Below are 17,597 nucleotides of genomic sequence, written 5' to 3'. Positions count from 1 at the left end.
CACAGAGGGAGAACGATGTCGGATCCGAAGCCAGTGGCGCACGCAGCGCGTGCCGACGGCCGGACGGTCCGTGTGCCGCCACGGTGGTTCGTCACCCGCGCGTGGGCCGTGCACCGCAACATCCACCGGCTGACCGGCGGCCACCTCGGCCTGTGGCGGCCCAGGTCGCGCAGCTGGGGCACGATGCGCCTGACCACCATCGGGCGCCGGACCGGTCACGACCGCAGCGTCATCCTGGCCTACATCGAGGACGGCAGCGATCTCGTCACCCTGGCCATGAACGGCTGGGGTGAGGGGGACCCCGCCTGGTGGCTGAACCTGCAGGCGCACCCGCAGGTGCTAGTCGAGACGCGCGACGGTGTGCGCGCGGTGACGGCCCGGGAAGTCTCCGGCGCGGAGCACAGCAGGCTGTGGGACCGGTGGCGGGAGGTCGAGCAGAGCCTGGACGCCCACGCCTCACGGCGCTCCACACCGACGAGCCTCGTGATCCTGTCGCCGCGCACCCCGGCCGTGGTGCCCGACTGAGCGCATCGGGTGGTGCTCGCCGCACTGACCTTAGACTGCGCCCGTGAACGGCCTGGGTCTGCAGCTGCGCGACGAGCTGGTCGTGCTCCGGGACGCCGCGCGGCTGCTCTGGCGGCACTGGCCGGTGCTGCTCGTGCTCTACCTGCTGGGTATGGCGGGGCGCGAGATCGCGATCTACCTCGCCGTTCAGGGCAGCGGGGTCGACGTGTGGCTGGGCGCGGCGCTGCTGCCCTTCGCCCCGCTGTCGCTGATGGTCGCGGTCCTGCTCATGCTAGACGCGGTCGGTCCCTCCCTCTGGCACGGACCCGTCCGGCAGGACAAGCTGACCCTCCTGGCCGGCGCGCTGGTCCCGTTCCTGGCGGTCTACTCGGCCCAGGGCTACCTGCGGGCCGACCGCAACCGGTTCCTCAACGAGGCGATGGCCGATGAGTACCGCAACGACTCCTACATCTTCGACGCCACCACCATCCAGGGCCGCACGATCGCCGATGTCGACACGACGACGATGATCGTGGTCATCCTCGCGGTGCTGCTGCTGCGCCGGGTCCTGGACTGGACCGGGGTGACCCGCAGCAACGTCCCGGCCCGGCTGTTCGCGGCCTGGCTCGAGGTCGCCTGGCTGACCTGGCTGGCCTCGATGCTGCTCGCCGAGATCAACGGGATCCAGGACTGGATCGAGCAGCGCGTCTTCGTCGACTGGGTGCTGGACGGCTGGGCCTGGTTCCTCGATCTGATCGGCCCGCTGGCCGGACCGGTGTCCACGGTCGCCGGGTGGGTCGGCGGGCTGCTGACTGACCTGAACGCCCTGGTCGTCCTGCCGCTGGCCTGGTTGACCACCGGCGCCGTGGTCTACGGCGGCACCCTGACCAGCCGGTCCCTGGGCGTCACTGCGATGAGCCCGCGCCTGACCTGGTCCGCGCAGCAGCTGACCCGGGTCCAGGAGCGGGTGGCGTTGCTGCCGCAGCCGCTGCAGGGCTGGCTGACGTCGGTGAGCAGGGCCATGTTCGGCCGGTTCACCACCCTGATGGGCGGGCTGCGAACGCTCGCGGTGGGCGGAGTGGTGCCGATGGTGCTGTTCTGCCTGGCGTTCCTGGTCTCGCGCTACGCCGAGGCGGCCACCGCAGAGATCATCCGCTGGGCGCTCGGGCCCCAGGCCGCCGACGACATGGTCTCCTTCGACGCCTACGTCCGGATCGCCAGCACCTCGGTCTCGTTGCTCCTGCAGGTCACCCTGGTCGCCGCCGCCGTCGACCGGCTGCTGGTCACCGCCCGGCGTCTGGCAGCCGAGCCGTCAGGTACGTCGGCGGCTCCCACCACACCCTGACCGCGATCGGCTCGAAGTCACCCGCCGCGAGCAGCTGCACCGTCCGGGAGTATGCCGGGGGGCGGGTCGAGCGCTCGTGCTCACCCTCGTCGACGAACAGCTGGGCGCTCGGGTTGGCGGTGTCGACGGGCTGGCACGCGTCCCAGCCGGCGTCCCACACCAGGAGGGTGGTGTCGCGCTCGGCCAGCCGTCCGTCGGCGTCGACCAGCGCGATGCGGCACCCGCTGAGCACCGTCTCGGGGTCGGCCTCCACGTCGATCTGCAGCTGCCACAACCGGGTGCCCTCGGGCAGCAGGCCCTCCCCCAGGACGGGCTCACCGCGGGAGGTGACCGGATCGGCATCGGGCACCACGTCGCGCACGGCGATCCGGAGGGTCCGCTCGTGCTCGCCTCCCGCGTCGACGTAGTCGTCGGTGAAGCGGGTCATCTCACCGACCTGGGTCTCGATGCCGTCGGTCATCTCCAGCGGCCACCAGAACGTCGCGATCCGGCCCGCCCCGCTGAGCGCCACGACCACCAGCACCACGGGCAGCGCCAGCAGCGCCCACCGGTTGCGGCGCCACCAGCCCCGGTGCACCGGTGCGTGCACCGCGGTCGCGCCGCCCTCAGTCATCGCCACCGCCCACGAGGGCCTCCCGGGTCTCGACCGGCTCGTCCTGCGCCTGCGCCCGCTCGACCTGCTCGGCGGTGATGGCCAGGTCGATGACGGCCAACGAGTCGTGCCGCTGGTCGGCCTCGGTGGACACCAGCAGGTCGGCACCGACCAACGCCTCGGGCGGGACCTCGAAGAGCAGGTCGCACGTGACCGGCACGCCCGGCGGTGGCGTCGGACAGCTCAGACTGCTCCTGGTGCGCCCCTCCCAGACCCGGCGCCCGTCCTCAGAGCGCACCGCGGCATACGCGAACGTCTCCTTCTCCTGCGCCGGGGTGAGCCTGGTGCTGACCGCCACCCACAGCCCCGGCGTCCGGTAGCCGGCGGTCGGCGTGATGACGGTCTGGTTCAGCTGCACCTCGCGCACCTCCACGGTGCCGGTGCGCAGCTCGACCGGGGTCCCCAGCTCGCCGGCGACCTCGAACGGGCGCAGCGAGACGTCCTGGTCGGGCAGCGCGGTGGCCAGCTCCTTGCCCGCGACGAGCGCCAGGACGACGAACCCCGCCCTGGCCAGGCGGCCCCACCTCCGGTTCACGGTTGCTCCTGCCGGGCCAGCGGCACCACGACCTCGGACACGACGGCGGGGTCACGCCAGTCGTGCTCACCGGTGAACGCGTCGGGCCGCCAGGTGTAGCCGGACAGCGCCAACGTCAGCTCCTCGGGCAGCTCGTCGGCGGCGGTGCGGTAGACGAGGCCGATGTCGTAGGTCAGGTCCGGACCGACCCGGAGCACGGACGTGCTGTCCTGGGCGGAGTAGAGCTCAGGCCGCGCATCCGCCACCTCAACCGGGTTGCCGAGCAGGTCGATCGGCTCGGGCAGGTCCTCGATGGCCACCGCCCGGGTGAGGTAGGTGGCATCGACCGTCGCGTCGTGGCGCGAGGTCAGGGTGCCCAGCACCACGACGTACTGCTGACCGGGGTCGAGCGCGGGGAACGACTCGCTGGGCCGCGGGGAGAAGTAGGCGCGCTCCAGGGTGATCTCGAACGGCGCGGCCTCGACGACCTCGTCCGCCGCGGTGACCGGCACCGCCCCGGACTCGGCCGGGCGCCAGCCACCGAAGGGAGCGCTCAGCACGAGCCCGACCATGGCCACGGCCAACGGCAGACGGTATGGCGTGGCCGTCACCCAGGTGCGCGCCCGGCTGGTCGCCTCTCCCGCGACACGCGGCGGGCGGCGCGTCGCGGAGCCGTCGCCGCCGGGGTCGGCTGCCAAGGGAGCCGCTGCGGCGGGCTGCCCCTCCCCCACAGCGGGTTGCTCAGCCCCCGCCGCGGGCGCCTCCCCTGGTGTCATGGCGGAATCGTAGTGCTGCGCAGTCCGATCAGCTGCGGCAGGATGGGCTCATGACCGCAGTGCAGACGGACCTCGAGGATGCCGTCGCGCGGGCGGAGGCCACGGTCCGGGCCAGCGATCGGGTGCGACTGGCGAAGCAGACCTCCAACCTCTTCCGCCCCCGCGCGTCCGAGGCGTCCACCGGACTGGACCTGTCCGCGTTCACCGGGGTGATCTCCCGGACCGAGGCGACCCACGACCAGCCGGCGACGGCCACGGTCGGCGGCCTCACGACATACGAACAGCTGGTGGACGAGCTGCTGCCGCACGGACAGATGCCGCTGGTCGTGCCCCAGCTCAAGACCATCACGCTCGGCGGGGCCGTCACGGGTCTGGGCATCGAGTCGACCAGCTTCCGCGAGGGGCTGCCGCACGAGTCGGTCACCGCGCTGCGGGTCCTCACCGGCACCGGTGAGGCGGTCACGGCGACACCGGACAACGAGCACGCCGAGCTGTTCCGGGCCTTCCCCAACAGCTACGGCTCGCTCGGCTACGCGCTGACACTCACCATCGAGACCGCCCCCACCCGGCCGTATGTCGTGCTGCGGCACGTGCGCTTCGGTCGCCTCCCCGACCTGCTCGACGCCGTCGGGCTGATCATGGCCACCCATGACTGGGACGGTGAGGAGGTCGACTTCCTGGACGGCGTGGTGTTCGGCGCGACCGAGTCCTATCTGACGCTCGGGCGCTGGTCGGACGAGGTGGGGGGGCAGGACCGGCCCAGCGACTACACCGGCCAGCAGATGTACTACCGCTCCATCCAGCACCGGCGGCGGGACGTGCTGACCGTCCGGGACTACCTGTGGCGCTGGGACACCGACTGGTTCTGGTGCTCGCGGGCCTTCGGCGCCCAGCACCCCGCGCTGCGGCGGGTGTGGCCGAAGCAGTGGCTGCGCAGCGACTTCTACTGGCGGATCCAGGACCTGGAGGCGCGCCGCGGGATCGTCGCGGGGATCGACCGGCTGCGTGGCAGGCCTGCGCAGGAGCGGGTCATCCAGGACGTCGAGATCCCGTTGGACCGGACGGCCGAGTTCCTGGACTGGTTCCTGGAGCACGTGCCGATCGAGCCGGTGTGGCTGTGCCCGGTCCAGCTGCGGGAGGGCGGACAAAACCTCCCCAAAAATGCGCGGGGGGCGGACAAAACCTCCCCAAGAATTGGGGGGACCCCGTGGCCGCTCTATCCGATGCGGCCCGGCGTGCCCTATGTCAACGTGGGCTTCTGGTCGGCGGTGCCGATCACCGAGGGGCACGTGCACGGCGACACCAACCGGGCGATCGAGGCGAAGGTCACCGAGCTCGGCGGGCACAAGGGCCTCTACTCGGAGGCGTTCTACGACGAGGCGACCTTCGCCGCGCTCTACGGCGGGCAGACCTATGACCAGATCAAGGAGCGGTACGACCCCCAGGGCCGCTTCCCCACCCTCTATGACAAGGCGGTGCGCGCACGATGACCCGGAACGGCGGGAGCATGACGGTCGGTGAGGCCTTCGACCGGTATTTCGGCCCGGGGAGCGGGTTGCGGGTGGAGGCGTATGACGGGTCCACCGGCGGCGATCCCGACGGCCAGGTGGTGCGGTTGCGCAGCCCGGAGGCGCTGAACTACCTGCTCACCGCGCACCGGTCGATCGGTCTGATGCGGGCCTACCTGGCCGACGAGCTGGTCATCGAGGGGATGGACGAGGGCAACCCGTACCCGGTGATGGTGAACTTCCTGACCCGGTTGCAGGCGCGCCGCCCGACGCTGCGCGAGCTGCCCGACCTGGCCCGGTTCGTCCGGGAGACCGGGCTGCACGTGCCGGAGCTCCCGCCGCAGGAGGCCCCGGCCCCGTGGCGGCGTCTGGCGCACGGTCTGCGGCACGGACGGGCGCGCGACGCCGAGGCGATCTCGCACCACTACGACGTGTCCAACCGGTTCTACGAGCTGGTGCTCGGGCCGTCGATGGCCTACACCTGCGCGGTCTTTCCCGACGCGGAGGCCTCGCTCGAGGAGGCCCAGTCCTACAAGTTCGACCTGATCTGCCAGAAGTTGGGCCTGACCCCGGGGATGCGGCTGCTGGACGTCGGGTGCGGGTGGGGTGGCATGGTCCGGCACGCCGTGAAGCACTACGGCGTGACCGCGCTCGGCGTGACCCTGTCGCGCAACCAGGCGTCGTGGGGGCAGGAGATGCTGGAGCGCGAGGGGCTGACCGGCTCCGCGGAGATCCGGCACGGCGACTACCGCGACGTGACCGAGCGGGGCTTCGACGCGGTCTCGAGCATCGGGCTCACCGAGCACATCGGGGTGCGCAACTACCCGGCATACTTCACCTTCCTGAGGGAGCGGCTGCGGGACGAGGGGCGGTTGCTCAACCACTGCATCACCCACCCCCACAACCGGCACAACGGCCTGCTGAGGGATCCGTTCACCAACCGCTACACCTTCCCGGACGGGGAGCTGTCCGGCGTCGGGCACATCGTCTCGGTGATGGAGGACAACGGGTTCGAGGTTCGGCACGAGGAGAACCTGCGCGAGCACTACGCCCGCACGACCGGCGCCTGGGGGCAGAACCTGTCCGAGCACTGGGACGAGTGTGTGGCCGAGGCGGGGCTGGGGACGGCGCGGGTGTGGGGCGTCTACCTGGCCGGGTCGCGGGTGAACTTCGAGCGCAACAACATCCAGCTGCACCAGGTGCTCGGCGTGCGGACCTCGCCGGAGGGGCGGAGCGGCATCCCGCTGCGGCCCGACTGGGACGTGGAGACCGCGGTCCGCGACTAGCCTGCCTCCCCGACCGGGCGCGCCGGGTGACGACCGAGAACCTCGGAAAATACATCTGCAGAGGCTGTTGCCGACACCGCGCAGGTCCTAGTCTGACTGAAGCAGCCGGTGCTTCCTTCGCACCGTGCTCGGCGGAGTCGTGAATCCGCCTCGCAGTCCTGGTCTTAGGAGGACCTCATGCCGAACCCACCCCTTGCCCGGCGACTGCTCGCGAGCCTCGCAGGCGCTTCACTCGTCCTCGGCGGCGGTCTCGTCGCACACGGCAGCGGCACAGCACCGGCTCCTGCCGCAGACCCGTCGGGCGGCGACCGGGTCGACTCATCCGTCCTCGCCGAGCTGCAGACCGACGGGGCGGCAGACTTCTGGATCTACTTCGCCGACCGGGCTGACCTCTCGGCCGCCTCCTCGATCGAGGACTGGGACGCCCGCGGTCAGGCGGTGTATGACGCGCTGGTCGCCACCGCGGAGGCGAGCCAGGCGCAGGTCCGTGCCGATCTGGACGCCGCCGGCGTCGACTACCAGGCGTTCAGCATCACCAACGCGATCCGGGTGACCGACGGGCGCGCCGGTCTGGTGTCGTCGCTGGCCGCCGACCCGGAGGTGGCCCGCATCTACGGGACGGTCGAGGTGTCCCCGCCGGACGACGAGCTCGGGACGAGCCCGGCCATGGTGCCGCAGGCCGTCGAGTGGGGCATCGCCGACATCAACGCCGACGACGTGTGGGCCACGGGCACCACCGGCGAGGGCATCGTGGTGGCCAGCATCGACACCGGCGTCCAGTGGGACCATCCTGCCCTCATCAACCAGTACCGCGGGAGCAGCGGCGGCGGGTCGGTGGACCACAACTACAGCTGGTTCAACGCGGGGCACGGCAGTCCGACCGCGCCGGACGACCCGAACGGTCACGGCACGCACGTGACCGGCACGATGGTCGGCACCGACGGCGGGTCCAACCAGATCGGCGTCGCACCCGGTGCCCGGTGGATCGCCGCCAACGGGTGCTGCCCCACGGACGCCGCGCTCGTGGCCTCGGGCGAGTGGACCCTGGCCCCGACCGACCTGTCCGGCGGCAACCCGAGGCCGGACCTGCGGCCACACGTCATCAACAACTCCTGGGGCAGCGAGCTCGCCTCCAACGCTCCCTTCATGGAGGACATCTCGGCGGCCTGGGCGGCCTCCGGGCAGTTCGCGGTCTTCGCCAACGGCAACCTGGGACCGGGGTGTGACACCTCGTCCTCCCCCGGCAGCCGGATCATCAACTACTCGGTCGGCAACTACACCATCAGCCATGGCATCGCTCCCTCCTCCAGTCGCGGTGAGGGCCAGGGCGGGACGATCAAGCCCGACATCTCGGCGCCCGGCACGAGCGTCCGGTCGGCCTATCCCGGCAACGGCTATGCCACCGGCACCGGCACGTCCATGGCCTCACCGCACGTGGCGGGCGCGGTGGCCCTGCTGTGGTCGGCCCGCCCGACCATGGTCGGCGACGTGACGACCACCCGCGCGCTGCTGGACGGCACCGCCATCGACACCTCGAACATCGTGTGTGGTGGCACCGCGGCCAACAACAACGCCTTCGGCGAGGGCCGGCTCGACGCGCTGGCGCTGATCGAGACCGGCCCGGACGTGGTCCGCCTGTCCGGTGCTGACCGCTACGCGACCGCTGCGGCCGTATCCGAGTCCGCGTACCCGGCCGGCGCGGACACCGTCTACCTCGCCACCGGGCACGACTACCCCGACGCACTGGTCGGCGCGGCGCTGGCCGGCAGCCAGGGAGCGCCGGTGCTGCTCACCCAACAGGGCACCCTCCCGGTCTCGACCCAGGCGGAGCTGACCCGGCTCGCACCCTCGCAGGTGTACCTCTTCGGTGGTGTGGGGGCGATCTCGGAGACCGTGCGCACGCAGGTCGGCACGCTCACCGGTGCCACCGTCACCCGGTTGGCCGGCCCCGACCGTTACGGCACCGCCGGCGTGATCGCCGAGGAGTTCGACGTGGCCGACGTGGTGTATGTCGCCACCGGCCAGAACTTCCCCGACGCCCTCGCCGGCGCCGCCCGCGCGGGTGCGCTGGACGGCCCTGTGCTGCTCACCCAACAGGGCAACCTCCCGGCCGCCACGATCGAACAGCTCGAGCGACTGAGCCCGAACAGCATCCGGGTGCTGGGCGGCACCGGTGCGGTCTCGGCGTCCGTGGCCACCCAGCTGGCGGCCTATGGCCCGGTCACCCGGATCTTCGGATCGGACCGCTACGCGACGGCCGTGGAGGTCAGCGACGACTACTCACCCCCGACCAACGTCTACCTCGCGACCGGTCAGAACTGGCCGGACGCCTTGGCCGGGGCCGCCGTCGCGGGAGCGGCGCACAACCCGGTGCTGCTCGTGCAGCACGGCGCGATCCCCGCGGTGACCTGGGCCGAGCTGGACCGGTTGAACCCTGCCACGGTCGTGGTCCTCGGCGGCACCGGGGCGGTCTCCATCGGCGTCCAGAACCAGCTCCACACGCTGGTCCCCTGACGGGTCAGCCGACTGCGGCGCTGGCGGCCTCGATGGCCTCGGGCGAGAGTACGTGCGTGATGGCCATGGACGCCGCGCCGAGCACGCCGGCCTCGGGTCCGGCGCGGGAGGCGACCACCCGCAATGACTCCGTCGCAAGCGGCAGCGACCGGCGGTAGACCACCTCGCGGATGCCGGCCAGCAGGTGCTCGCCCGAGTCGGCGAGCCGCCCGCCGATGACCACGACCGAGGGGTTGATCAGGTTGACCATCGTGGCGACGACCTCGCCGAGGTCCCGCCCAGCCTGCCGGATCTCCTGGATGGCGCTGACGTCGCCGCTGCGCACCAGGTCGACGACGTCCTGCGTCGACGTGGCCTGGTGGCCGGCCTCCCGCAGCCGCGCGGCCAGTGCCGGTCCGGCTGCGATCGCCTCCAGACAGCCCTCGTTGCCGCACCGGCAGATCACACCCTCGCCCCGCAGCACCCGCACGTGGCCCAGGTCCCCCGCGGTCCCCTGGGCACCGCGCTGGAGCGCTCCACCGCTGATGATGCCGGCACCGATGCCGGTCGCCACCTTGATGAAGACGAGGTCGTCGACATCACGCAGGTGGGTCTGCTGCTCGCCCAGCGCCATGATGTTGACGTCGTTGTCGATGAGCACCGGCACGGGGTAGGTGCGCTGCACGTGCCCCGGCACGTCGTAGCGGTCCCAGCCCGGCATGATCGGCGGGTTGATCGGGCGGCCGGTCGAGTGCTCGACCGGCCCCGGCAGCCCGATGCCGATCGCGGCCAGGTCGGACTCCGGTCGCTTCGCCTGTGTCAGCAGCGTGGCGACGGTCGCGGTCACCCACCCGAGCACCTCGTGCGGGCCGCTGGCGATGTCGAGCGCGGCGCGGGTCTCGGCGAGCACGGCACCGGACAGGTCGCAGAGCACCGCGACCGCGTGCGTCGCGCCCACGTCGACCGCGGCCACCACCCGCACGGCCGGGTTGAGCGCGAACAGCGACGGCGGGCGCCCACCGGTGGAGCGCGCGTCACCGTAGGGAGCGACCAGCCCGAGCTTCATCAGCACCTCGACCCGTGCGGCGACGGTCGACCGGGCCAGGCCGGTGGACTCCGCCAGCTGGGCACGGGTGCGGGGCCGGCCGTCCCGGAGCAGGTCGAAGATATCGCTGGTGCGCACCACCGAAGTGAACCACGGCACTTAGAAACCCTCAACACGCAACTTTCGTCAGGGACTCGACAAAAGTGTGTGAACCGTGTCATAGTCGAGCCGTGCCGTACGACACCGACGTCGCCCAGCCCGGGCCACCCCACGGCGGGCCTCCCCACGACGGGACCGCAAGCAACACCTCCGCGCCGCTGCTGCGCGCGACCGGACTGACCAAGCGCTTCTTCGGCAACGCCGTGCTGGAGGACGTGGACCTCGAGCTGCGCGCGGGCGCCGTCCACGGCCTCGTGGGTGAGAACGGCGCGGGCAAGTCGACGCTCATGAAGATCCTGGCCGGGGTCTACCAGCCCGACGGCGGCACGATCGAGATCGCCGGCGAGCGCCGCGCCTTCGGACACCCGGTGCAGGCGCAGCAGGCCGGCCTTGCCACGGTCTTCCAGGAGTTCAACCTGCTGCCGGACCGCAGCGTCGCCGAGAACATCTACCTCGGCCGCGAGCCCCGTCGCGGGGCGCTGGTCGACACCGGAGCGATGCAGCGGGACACCGCGGAGCTGCTCGAGGGTCTCGGCGTCGTCGGCCTCTCTCCGCAGACCGTCGTCCGCAGCCTGTCCGTCGCCGAGCAGCAGATCGTCGAAATCGCCAAGGCCGTCAGCTACGACGCCCGCATCATCCAGATGGACGAGCCCACCGCCGCCCTGGCCGATCACGAGGTCGCCCTGCTCTACAGCATGGTCCGCCGCCTGCAGGAGCGCGGCGTCGCCGTCCTCTACGTCTCCCACCGCCTGCCCGAGCTGTTCGAGCTGTGCGAGACCATCACGGTCCTCAAGGACGGCCGCCACGTCGCGACCCGGCCCACGAGGGAGCTGGACGAGGCCGCGCTGGTCCGGATGATGGTGGGTCGCCCGATGTCGGCGTTCTTCCCCGACCCGGTCCCCGGGACGGAGCCCGGCGCCGAGGTGCTCACCCTGTCAGGGGCCGGCAACGGCTACGTCGACGGCATCGACCTGCGCCTGCGCGCCGGTGAGATCGTCGGTCTCGCCGGACTCCAGGGCTCGGGCCGCACGGAACTGGTCGAGGGCATCTTCGGGGCGCAGCCGTTCACCCGCGGTCGCCTCGAGCTGCAGGGCAAGCCGGTTCAGATCGGCTCCCCCCGCCAGGCGATCCGGCGCGGGCTCGCCCTGGTCACCGAGGACCGCAAGGCCAAGGGCCTCGCGCTCAACCAGTCGATCCTGGACAACGCGCTGGGCGTGGTCCGTGCCGTGTTCCCCGGCCGGACGCGCACCGCCCGAGGCAGTATGCCGGGGGTCCTGTCATCCATGGCCGTCGCCGCCCGCGGGATGGACCAGGAGGTGCAGTTCCTCTCCGGTGGCAACCAGCAGAAGGTGGTGCTCGCCCGCTGGCTGAGCACCAACCCCCGGGTGATGCTGATGGACGAGCCGACCCGTGGCATCGACGTGGGCGCCAAGCACTCGATCTACGAGCTGATGCGCCAGCTGGCCGCCGAGGGAGTCGCGATCCTCATGGTCTCCAGCGAGCTCCCCGAGGTGATCGGCATGTCCGACCGGATCCTGGTGATGCACGAGGGCCGGCTCGCCGGCGAGCTGCCCGCGGGCTCCTCCGAGGAGCAGGTGCTGGCCCTGGCCACCCGCGCGGACGCCACCGGCACCACCCCGGGCGGTGACGCAGCATGAGCACCTCCACCACCACGACGACGACGTCGACCCGACGCCGCGCACCGATCACCTCGACCGGCATCGTCTTCGTCGTCCTGGCCCTGACGATCGTCGCGGGAGCGGTCCTGACGGCGATGTCCGGCCGCAACTTCTTCAGCCCGGGCAACATCTCGGCGATCCTCACCGGCACGAGCATCCTGGGCTTCATCGCCATCGGGCAGACGCTGGTGATCCTGGCCGGCAGCCTTGACCTGTCCGTCCCCTACGTCACCAGCCTGACCAGTCTGGTCGCGGGGGTGATCATGGCCGGGCAGACGAGCAACATCGTGCTCGGTGTCGTCGTCGCCCTGGGCGTCTCGGCCCTGATCGGTCTGGTCAACGGTCTGGTGGTGACGCTGCTGGACGTCCACGGCTTCATCGCCACGCTCGGGATGGGGTTGATCCTGGCCGGCTACCTGGCCACCAACTACAAGGGGTCGGCCGGGTCCGCCCCGCGGGACTTCCGGCTGATCGGTGCCACCAACATCGGGCCCGTGCCCGTCTCCACCCTCATCATGCTCGGCTGCGCCTTGCTGGTCATCCTCCTGCTGCGGCGCACCCGGGTGGGCCACCACCTGTATGCCGTCGGCGGCAACCGCGAGGTCGCCCGGATGTCCGGACTGCACACCACGACACCGGTGGTGCTGGCCCACGTGCTCTGCTCGGTGCTCGCGGGGATGGCCGGTCTCCTCCTGCTGGCCCGGCTCAGCGTGGGCAGCCCCACCATCGGCGCCCAGGGTGGCTACGACCTGATGTCGATCGCCGCCGTGGTCCTGGGCGGCACCGTCCTGGCCGGCGGCAAGGGCAACATCCTGGGCACCCTCGGCGGTGTCGCGATCTTCGCCGTCATGGACAACGTCATGGGCGTCATGGAGGTCAACCCCTTCCTCAAGGACGTCGTGCGGGGCGTGGTCATCATCGCCGCCGTCGCGGTCTATGCCCGTCGCACGTCGGCACGGCCACCCAGGTTCGGCAAGCAGCCCCTGGGTGACAGGGCCCTGCAGGAAGCATCATGAGCACCGGCACCACGACCTACGACCAGGCTCCGGGGCTGCTGGCCGAGCGGCAGGGCAGCCGGATGCAGCGCCTGGCCCGCACGCTGGGCACGCCTGGTGGCGCGGTCTTCATCCTGTGCGGGGTGCTGCTGGCCGCCGTCGTCGCCGCCAACCCCAACTTCGGCGAGCCGGGCTCGCTGATCCGCTTCATCGGCCGCACCGCCCCGATCACGATCGCCGCGATGGGCCAGTACTTCGTGATCGTCGCCGGCGAGTTCGACCTGTCCATGGGCTCGGTCGTCACCATGCAGGTGGTGATCTCGGGCAACCTCATCGGCCAGGACGAGTCCAGGATCCTGCCGGTGATGCTGCTGATGCTCGTCCTGGGCACGCTGGTCGGCCTGGTCAACGGGCTGGCCACCACGCTCCTGCGGGTGCCGAGCTTCATCGTCACGCTGGGCACGATGCTCGCGCTGTCCGGGCTCGTCCTCTACCTGACCGGTGGCGCCGCGACCGGCAACCCCGTCGACAGCTTCCGCCAGATCGGCCGCGGCGGGATCCGCGACGTGCCGGTCGTCGACATCATCCCCTACCCCGCGATCATCCTGGTCGTGCTCGCCGTGGGCGCGGTGCTGCTGATGCGCCGACCCTATGGCCGCACCCTCATCGCCGCCGGCGACAACCCGGACGCCACCCACCTCGCCGGTGCGCCGGTGTGGTGGGTCAAGACCCGCGCCTTCATCCTGTCCTCGCTCGCCGCGACCGTCGCCGGGATCATCCTGGTCGGCTACGCCGGCGTGCACCCCTCGGTCGGCCGCGGCTACGAGTTCACCGCGATCACCGCCGTCGTCCTCGGCGGTGTGGTGCTCGGCGGTGGGCGCGGCTGGGTGCTGTCGGCGGCCGCGGGCGCCTTCGCCCTGGAGCTGCTCTTCACCCTGCTGAACTTCCTCGGTGTCGCCTCCACCTGGCGCGACACGGTCCAGGGCGTGATCATCATCCTCGCCGTGGCCGCCGCAGGAAAGGCCTGGCGCGCCGGGCTCCGCCCACGCCGTCGAGATCCGGCAACCACCCCGCAGACTCCCGGCACCACCGCCGGGGACACCACCCCTCATACTCCCGGCACCACCGCCGGGGACACCGGTCCCACCCCGCCCGTCCCGGGCACCACCACAGGAGAGAACTGATGCGCAGAAAGATGCTGACCGCACCACTTGCGGCCGTGGCGGCGCTCGCCATGCTGGCCGCGTGTTCCACCGACCCCGCCCTCGACGACCCGGCCACCACCGAGTCCGCCGAGGACCCGGCCGCCGAGGAGCCCGCCGAGGGTGAGGGCGAGGAGGCCGAGGAGGGCTCGTCAGACGACTGGTTCGACCAGGCTGTCTTCGACACCCAGTACGACCAGCGCTCGGCCACGTTCGAGGGCGACCCCAACGCCCCGCACCTGCAGTACATCGACGGCCCGATGACCGACACCTCCGAGTTCGCCGCTGAGGGCCCGCACAAGGTCTGCTTCTCCAACGCCTCGATCAGCAACCCGTGGCGACAGACCGGCTGGATCACGATGAACGAGCAGCTCAAGGTGCTGCAGGAGTCCGGCGTCATCTCCGAGATGGAGACCCGGGACGCACAGGACGACGACAACACCCAGATCGCCGACATCGACTACTTCATTAACGAGGGCAACTGCGACGCGTTCGTCATCAGCCCGAGCTCCACGGCGGCGCTGACCCCGGCCGTCGAGCGGGCCTGCGACACCGGCCTGCCGGTCGTCGTCTTCGACCGTGGTGTCGAGACCGACTGCGCCACCACCTTCATCCACCCGATCGGTGGCTACGCGTGGGGCATCGACACCGCCGAGTTCCTGGTGGACAACCTGGAGGAGGGCGACAAGGTCGTGGCGCTGCGCATCCTGCCCGGCGTGGACGTGCTGGAGCACCGCTGGGCCGCGGCCGAGAAGATCTTCTCCGAGAACGGCATCGAGGCGGTCGACTACTTCACCGGCGCCGACCCGACGGAGATCAAGAAGATCATCAGCGACGAGCTCGCGACCGGCGACGTGCAGGGTGTCTGGATGGATGCCGGTGACGGTGCCGTCGCCGCCATCGAGGCCTTCGAGGACGCCGGCGTGGACTACCCGGTGATGACCGGTGAGGACGAGATGAGCTTCCTGCGCAAGTGGGAGGACACGGGCCTGACCGGCCTGGCCCCGGTCTACTCCAACTTCCAGTGGCGCACCCCGCTGCTGGCCCTGGAGATGATCTTCGCCGGCGAGGAGGTCCCGACCGAGTGGGTGCTCCCGCAGACCCCGATCACCGAGGCCGAGCGCGCCGACTTCCTGGCGGCCAACGAGGGCATGCCCGACGGCCACTACGCCAAGTTCGGCGGCGAGGACCTGCCCGGCTACCCGCAGGTGTGGCAGGACCGCGTCATCCCGTGACGATCGGTGAGCCGGTCGCTGATCACGACAGACCAGTCGCGGACGTGACACTGGTGCACCACCTGCACCAGTGTCACGTCCCCCGGCACCCCACCCTGACCTGCCCCTTTCCCCTGCCCCTTCCCCACCAACACGACACCCACCGACACGACACCGCCCACCGCGTGACAGGAGTTCTCCTTGCGAGCCATCGGCGTCAACACCTGGGTCTGGACCTCGCCCCTGACCGACCGCGAGCTGCCCGCGCTCCTGGAGCGGATCGCGGGGATGGGCTTCGACGCGGTCGAGCTGCCGCTGGAGAACCCCGGCGACCTCACCGTCCCGGCCGTCGCCGCAGCCCTGGCCGAGACCGGGCTGAGCCCCAGCGTGGTCGGCGCGATGGCCCCCGGCCGCGACCTGGTCGCCGCCGACGACGCCCAGGTCCGGGCCACCCAGGACTATCTGCGCGCGTGCCTCGACCTCGCGGCGGGCATCGGCGCGAGGTCGGTCTGCGGCCCGTTCTACGCCGCGACCGGGCGCGTCTGGCGGATGACCGCCGCCGAGCGTGCCGCGGCCTACGAGCAGTGGCGGGACAACCTGGCACCGGTGGCCGAGCACGCCACCGGCCTCGGGCTCACGCTGGGCATCGAGCCTCTCAACCGCTATGAGACCTCCCTGGTCAACACCGTCGACCAGGCCCTCACCGGGCTCGGCGACCTGCTGGGCCACGGCGTCGGTCTGGCGCTGGACACCTATCACCTGAACATCGAGGAGCGCTCCTCCGCCGACGCGGTGCGCCGGGCGGGGCGGCACCTGGTGCACGTCCAGGTCTGCGGCAGCGACCGTGGTGCACCCGGCGGCGACCAGACCGACTGGCCCGCCCTGCTGGGCACGCTGGACGAGGTCGGCTACACCGGCCCGCTCACCATCGAGAGCTTCACCGCCGAGAACGCCTCCATCGCCACCGCCGCCTCGATCTGGCGGCCACTGGCCCCGACCCAGGACGACCTGGCCACCACCGGACTGGCCTTCCTGCGGTCGCTGACCGAGGGGGACCTCCATGACTGACCCGACCGGAGCGCTCGGGGTCGCCGTGATCGGCTACTCCTTCATGGGCCGGGCCCACTCCAACGCCTGGCGCAACGTCGGCGCCTTCTATCCCGACGTCCCGCCGGTGCGCCTGCAGACCCTCGTCGGCCGCGACGGCGCCAGGGTCCGCGAGGCGGCCGACGTGCTGGGCTGGGCCGAGGCCGCCACCGACTGGCGCGAGGTCGTCACCCGCGAGGACATCGACATCGTCGACGTCTGCACGCCCGGGCACCTGCACGCCGAGGTCGCCCTCGCCGCCCTGGCGGCCGGCAAGCACGTCCTCGTGGAGAAGCCGCTGGCCAACAGCGTCGCCGAGTGCGAAGCCCTCGTGGCCGCCGCCGCGGACTCCCCCGGGCGCGCCTTGCTGGGCTTCAATTACCGCCGCGTCCCGGCGCTGGCGCTGGCCCGCGACCTGGTCCGCGAGGGCCGGATCGGCCGGGTGCAGCAGGTCCGCCTCAGCTATCTGCAGGACTGGCTCAGCGACCCCCAGGCACCGATGACCTGGCGCCTGCGCAAGGAGACCGCCGGCTCCGGCGTGCTCGGTGACCTCGGCTCGCACGCCGTCGACCAGCTCCACTTCCTGCTCGACGAGCACGTCACCGAGGTGAGCGGCGCACTGAAGACCTTCGTCGCGGAGCGACCCGGACCCGACGGGACCGAAGCGGTCACGGTCGACGACGCGGCCTGGGCCACGCTGCATACTGCCTCGGGGGTGGTGGCCAGCCTCGAGGTGAGCCGGGTGGCGACCGGGCGCAAGAACGCCCTGGCCATCGAGCTCTACGGCACCACGGGCTCGTTGCGCTTCGACCTGGAGTCGCTCAACGAGCTGGTCCTCACCCAGACCGGCGACGCGCGGACCGACGGGGCCAGCACGATCCTGGTGACCGAGCCGGAGCACCCCTACGTCGACGCCTGGTGGCCAGCCGGGCACGTGCTCGGCTGGGACCACACCTTCACCTCGCAGGCGGCCGACTTCCTGCGCGCGATCGCGAGCGGCGAGCCGGTGCACGCCAGCTTCGAGGACGGCCTGGCGGTGCAGCGCGTGCTCGAGGCGATCGAGACCAGCCACGGGCGCGGCGGCACCTTCACCGACACCGGCAACTGACACGCTGACCCAGCCGCACGACATACTGACG

The 17,597-nt window shown here is 71.5% G+C and carries 15 protein-coding genes; 11 read left to right on the top strand and 4 right to left on the bottom strand.

Going from position 1 to position 17,597, the window contains the following annotated elements:
- Window positions 1-15: 15 nt before the first annotated feature.
- Entirely contained in the window at window positions 16-525 is a 510-nt protein-coding gene (locus MWU75_RS10645; protein ID WP_247090385.1) for a nitroreductase/quinone reductase family protein, read from the top strand.
- 43 nt (window positions 526-568) lie between these two features.
- The gene (locus MWU75_RS10640; RefSeq protein ID WP_247090382.1) at window positions 569-1,849 is read left to right on the top strand and encodes a hypothetical protein; all 1,281 of its coding nucleotides are present in this window, start codon (window positions 569-571) and stop codon (window positions 1,847-1,849) included.
- Here the strand turns inward: MWU75_RS10640 and MWU75_RS10635 are convergent.
- Genes MWU75_RS10635 through MWU75_RS10625 form a run of 3 tightly spaced genes read right to left on the bottom strand, consistent with a single transcriptional unit; the run spans window position 1,788 to window position 3,791 of the window.
- Window positions 1,788-2,462 (bottom strand): hypothetical protein, encoded by a 675-nt coding sequence (locus MWU75_RS10635; RefSeq protein ID WP_247090380.1) that lies wholly within the window; start codon window positions 2,460-2,462, stop codon window positions 1,788-1,790. The two genes, MWU75_RS10640 and MWU75_RS10635, sit on opposite strands and share 62 nt — an antisense overlap.
- Entirely contained in the window at window positions 2,455-3,036 is a 582-nt protein-coding gene (locus tag MWU75_RS10630) for a hypothetical protein (protein WP_247090377.1), read from the bottom strand. Before MWU75_RS10630 ends, MWU75_RS10635 begins: the two co-directional genes overlap by 8 nt.
- Complete coding sequence (locus MWU75_RS10625; protein WP_247090376.1) at window positions 3,033-3,791, bottom strand: hypothetical protein; 759 nt, start codon at window positions 3,789-3,791, stop codon at window positions 3,033-3,035. Before MWU75_RS10625 ends, MWU75_RS10630 begins: the two co-directional genes overlap by 4 nt.
- A 50-nt stretch (window positions 3,792-3,841) precedes the next feature.
- Here MWU75_RS10625 and MWU75_RS10620 point away from each other — a divergent pair, with 50 nt between their 5' ends.
- From MWU75_RS10620 to MWU75_RS10610, 3 genes are all read left to right on the top strand, one after another.
- Complete coding sequence (locus tag MWU75_RS10620) at window positions 3,842-5,281, top strand: FAD-binding oxidoreductase (protein WP_247090373.1); 1,440 nt, start codon at window positions 3,842-3,844, stop codon at window positions 5,279-5,281.
- Window positions 5,278-6,585, top strand: a complete 1,308-nt coding sequence (locus MWU75_RS10615; RefSeq protein ID WP_247090371.1) for a class I SAM-dependent methyltransferase — start codon at window positions 5,278-5,280, stop codon at window positions 6,583-6,585. The genes MWU75_RS10620 and MWU75_RS10615 overlap by 4 nt, the downstream gene beginning before the upstream one ends.
- 177 nt (window positions 6,586-6,762) lie before the next feature.
- Window positions 6,763-9,099, top strand: a complete 2,337-nt coding sequence (locus tag MWU75_RS10610; protein WP_247090369.1) for a cell wall-binding repeat-containing protein — start codon at window positions 6,763-6,765, stop codon at window positions 9,097-9,099.
- A 4-nt stretch (window positions 9,100-9,103) separates the two neighbouring features.
- Here the strand turns inward: MWU75_RS10610 and MWU75_RS10605 are convergent, their stop codons facing one another.
- On the bottom strand, window positions 9,104-10,264 hold the full coding sequence (locus MWU75_RS10605) for an ROK family transcriptional regulator (RefSeq protein ID WP_247090578.1): 1,161 nt from the start codon (window positions 10,262-10,264) through the stop codon (window positions 9,104-9,106).
- Window positions 10,265-10,440: 176 nt separating this feature from the next.
- On the opposite strand from MWU75_RS10605, the gene MWU75_RS10600 reads away from it, so the two are divergent.
- The 6 genes from MWU75_RS10600 (at window position 10,441) to MWU75_RS10575 (ending at window position 17,566) form a co-directional block, all read left to right on the top strand.
- Window positions 10,441-11,940, top strand: a complete 1,500-nt coding sequence (locus MWU75_RS10600) for a sugar ABC transporter ATP-binding protein (protein WP_247090576.1) — start codon at window positions 10,441-10,443, stop codon at window positions 11,938-11,940.
- Window positions 11,937-12,977: an ABC transporter permease gene (locus MWU75_RS10595; protein WP_247090366.1), complete on the top strand. Its 1,041-nt coding sequence runs from the start codon at window positions 11,937-11,939 to the stop codon at window positions 12,975-12,977. Before MWU75_RS10600 ends, MWU75_RS10595 begins: the two co-directional genes overlap by 4 nt.
- Window positions 12,978-13,039: 62 nt before the next feature.
- Window positions 13,040-14,140, top strand: a complete 1,101-nt coding sequence (locus MWU75_RS10590) for an ABC transporter permease (RefSeq protein ID WP_247090575.1) — start codon at window positions 13,040-13,042, stop codon at window positions 14,138-14,140.
- Window positions 14,140-15,393, top strand: coding sequence for a substrate-binding domain-containing protein (locus tag MWU75_RS10585; protein WP_247090363.1), 1,254 nt, complete (start codon window positions 14,140-14,142; stop codon window positions 15,391-15,393). The genes MWU75_RS10590 and MWU75_RS10585 overlap by 1 nt, the downstream gene beginning before the upstream one ends.
- A gap of 180 nt (window positions 15,394-15,573) precedes the next feature.
- Entirely contained in the window at window positions 15,574-16,440 is an 867-nt protein-coding gene (locus MWU75_RS10580) for a sugar phosphate isomerase/epimerase family protein (protein ID WP_247090362.1), read from the top strand.
- Window positions 16,433-17,566 (top strand): Gfo/Idh/MocA family oxidoreductase, encoded by a 1,134-nt coding sequence (locus MWU75_RS10575; RefSeq protein WP_247090360.1) that lies wholly within the window; start codon window positions 16,433-16,435, stop codon window positions 17,564-17,566. The genes MWU75_RS10580 and MWU75_RS10575 overlap by 8 nt, the downstream gene beginning before the upstream one ends.
- Window positions 17,567-17,597: the final 31 nt, after the last annotated feature.

Source organism: Ornithinimicrobium sp. F0845, from assembly GCF_023015765.1.
In the GTDB taxonomy this organism is placed as follows: domain Bacteria; phylum Actinomycetota; class Actinomycetes; order Actinomycetales; family Dermatophilaceae; genus Ornithinicoccus.
The sequence above is the reverse complement of the archived record's forward strand: the minus strand, read 5'-3'. Positions and strand labels throughout refer to the sequence as shown.

Excerpts from the sequence above, each read along its gene's own strand:
- MWU75_RS10610 (WP_247090369.1), top strand. The coding sequence starts at position 6,763 with ATGCCGAACCCACCCCTTGCCCGGCGACTGCTCGCGAGCCTCGCAGGC.
- MWU75_RS10620 (WP_247090373.1), top strand. The coding sequence starts at position 3,842 with ATGACCGCAGTGCAGACGGACCTCGAGGATGCCGTCGCGCGGGCGGAG.
- MWU75_RS10585 (WP_247090363.1), top strand. The coding sequence starts at position 14,140 with ATGCGCAGAAAGATGCTGACCGCACCACTTGCGGCCGTGGCGGCGCTC.
- MWU75_RS10615 (WP_247090371.1), top strand. The coding sequence starts at position 5,278 with ATGACCCGGAACGGCGGGAGCATGACGGTCGGTGAGGCCTTCGACCGG.
- MWU75_RS10625 (WP_247090376.1), bottom strand. The coding sequence starts at position 3,791 with ATGACACCAGGGGAGGCGCCCGCGGCGGGGGCTGAGCAACCCGCTGTG.
- MWU75_RS10645 (WP_247090385.1), top strand. The coding sequence starts at position 16 with ATGTCGGATCCGAAGCCAGTGGCGCACGCAGCGCGTGCCGACGGCCGG.
- MWU75_RS10595 (WP_247090366.1), top strand. The coding sequence starts at position 11,937 with ATGAGCACCTCCACCACCACGACGACGACGTCGACCCGACGCCGCGCA.
- MWU75_RS10575 (WP_247090360.1), top strand. The coding sequence starts at position 16,433 with ATGACTGACCCGACCGGAGCGCTCGGGGTCGCCGTGATCGGCTACTCC.
- MWU75_RS10635 (WP_247090380.1), bottom strand. The coding sequence starts at position 2,462 with ATGACTGAGGGCGGCGCGACCGCGGTGCACGCACCGGTGCACCGGGGC.
- MWU75_RS10590 (WP_247090575.1), top strand. The coding sequence starts at position 13,040 with ATGCAGCGCCTGGCCCGCACGCTGGGCACGCCTGGTGGCGCGGTCTTC.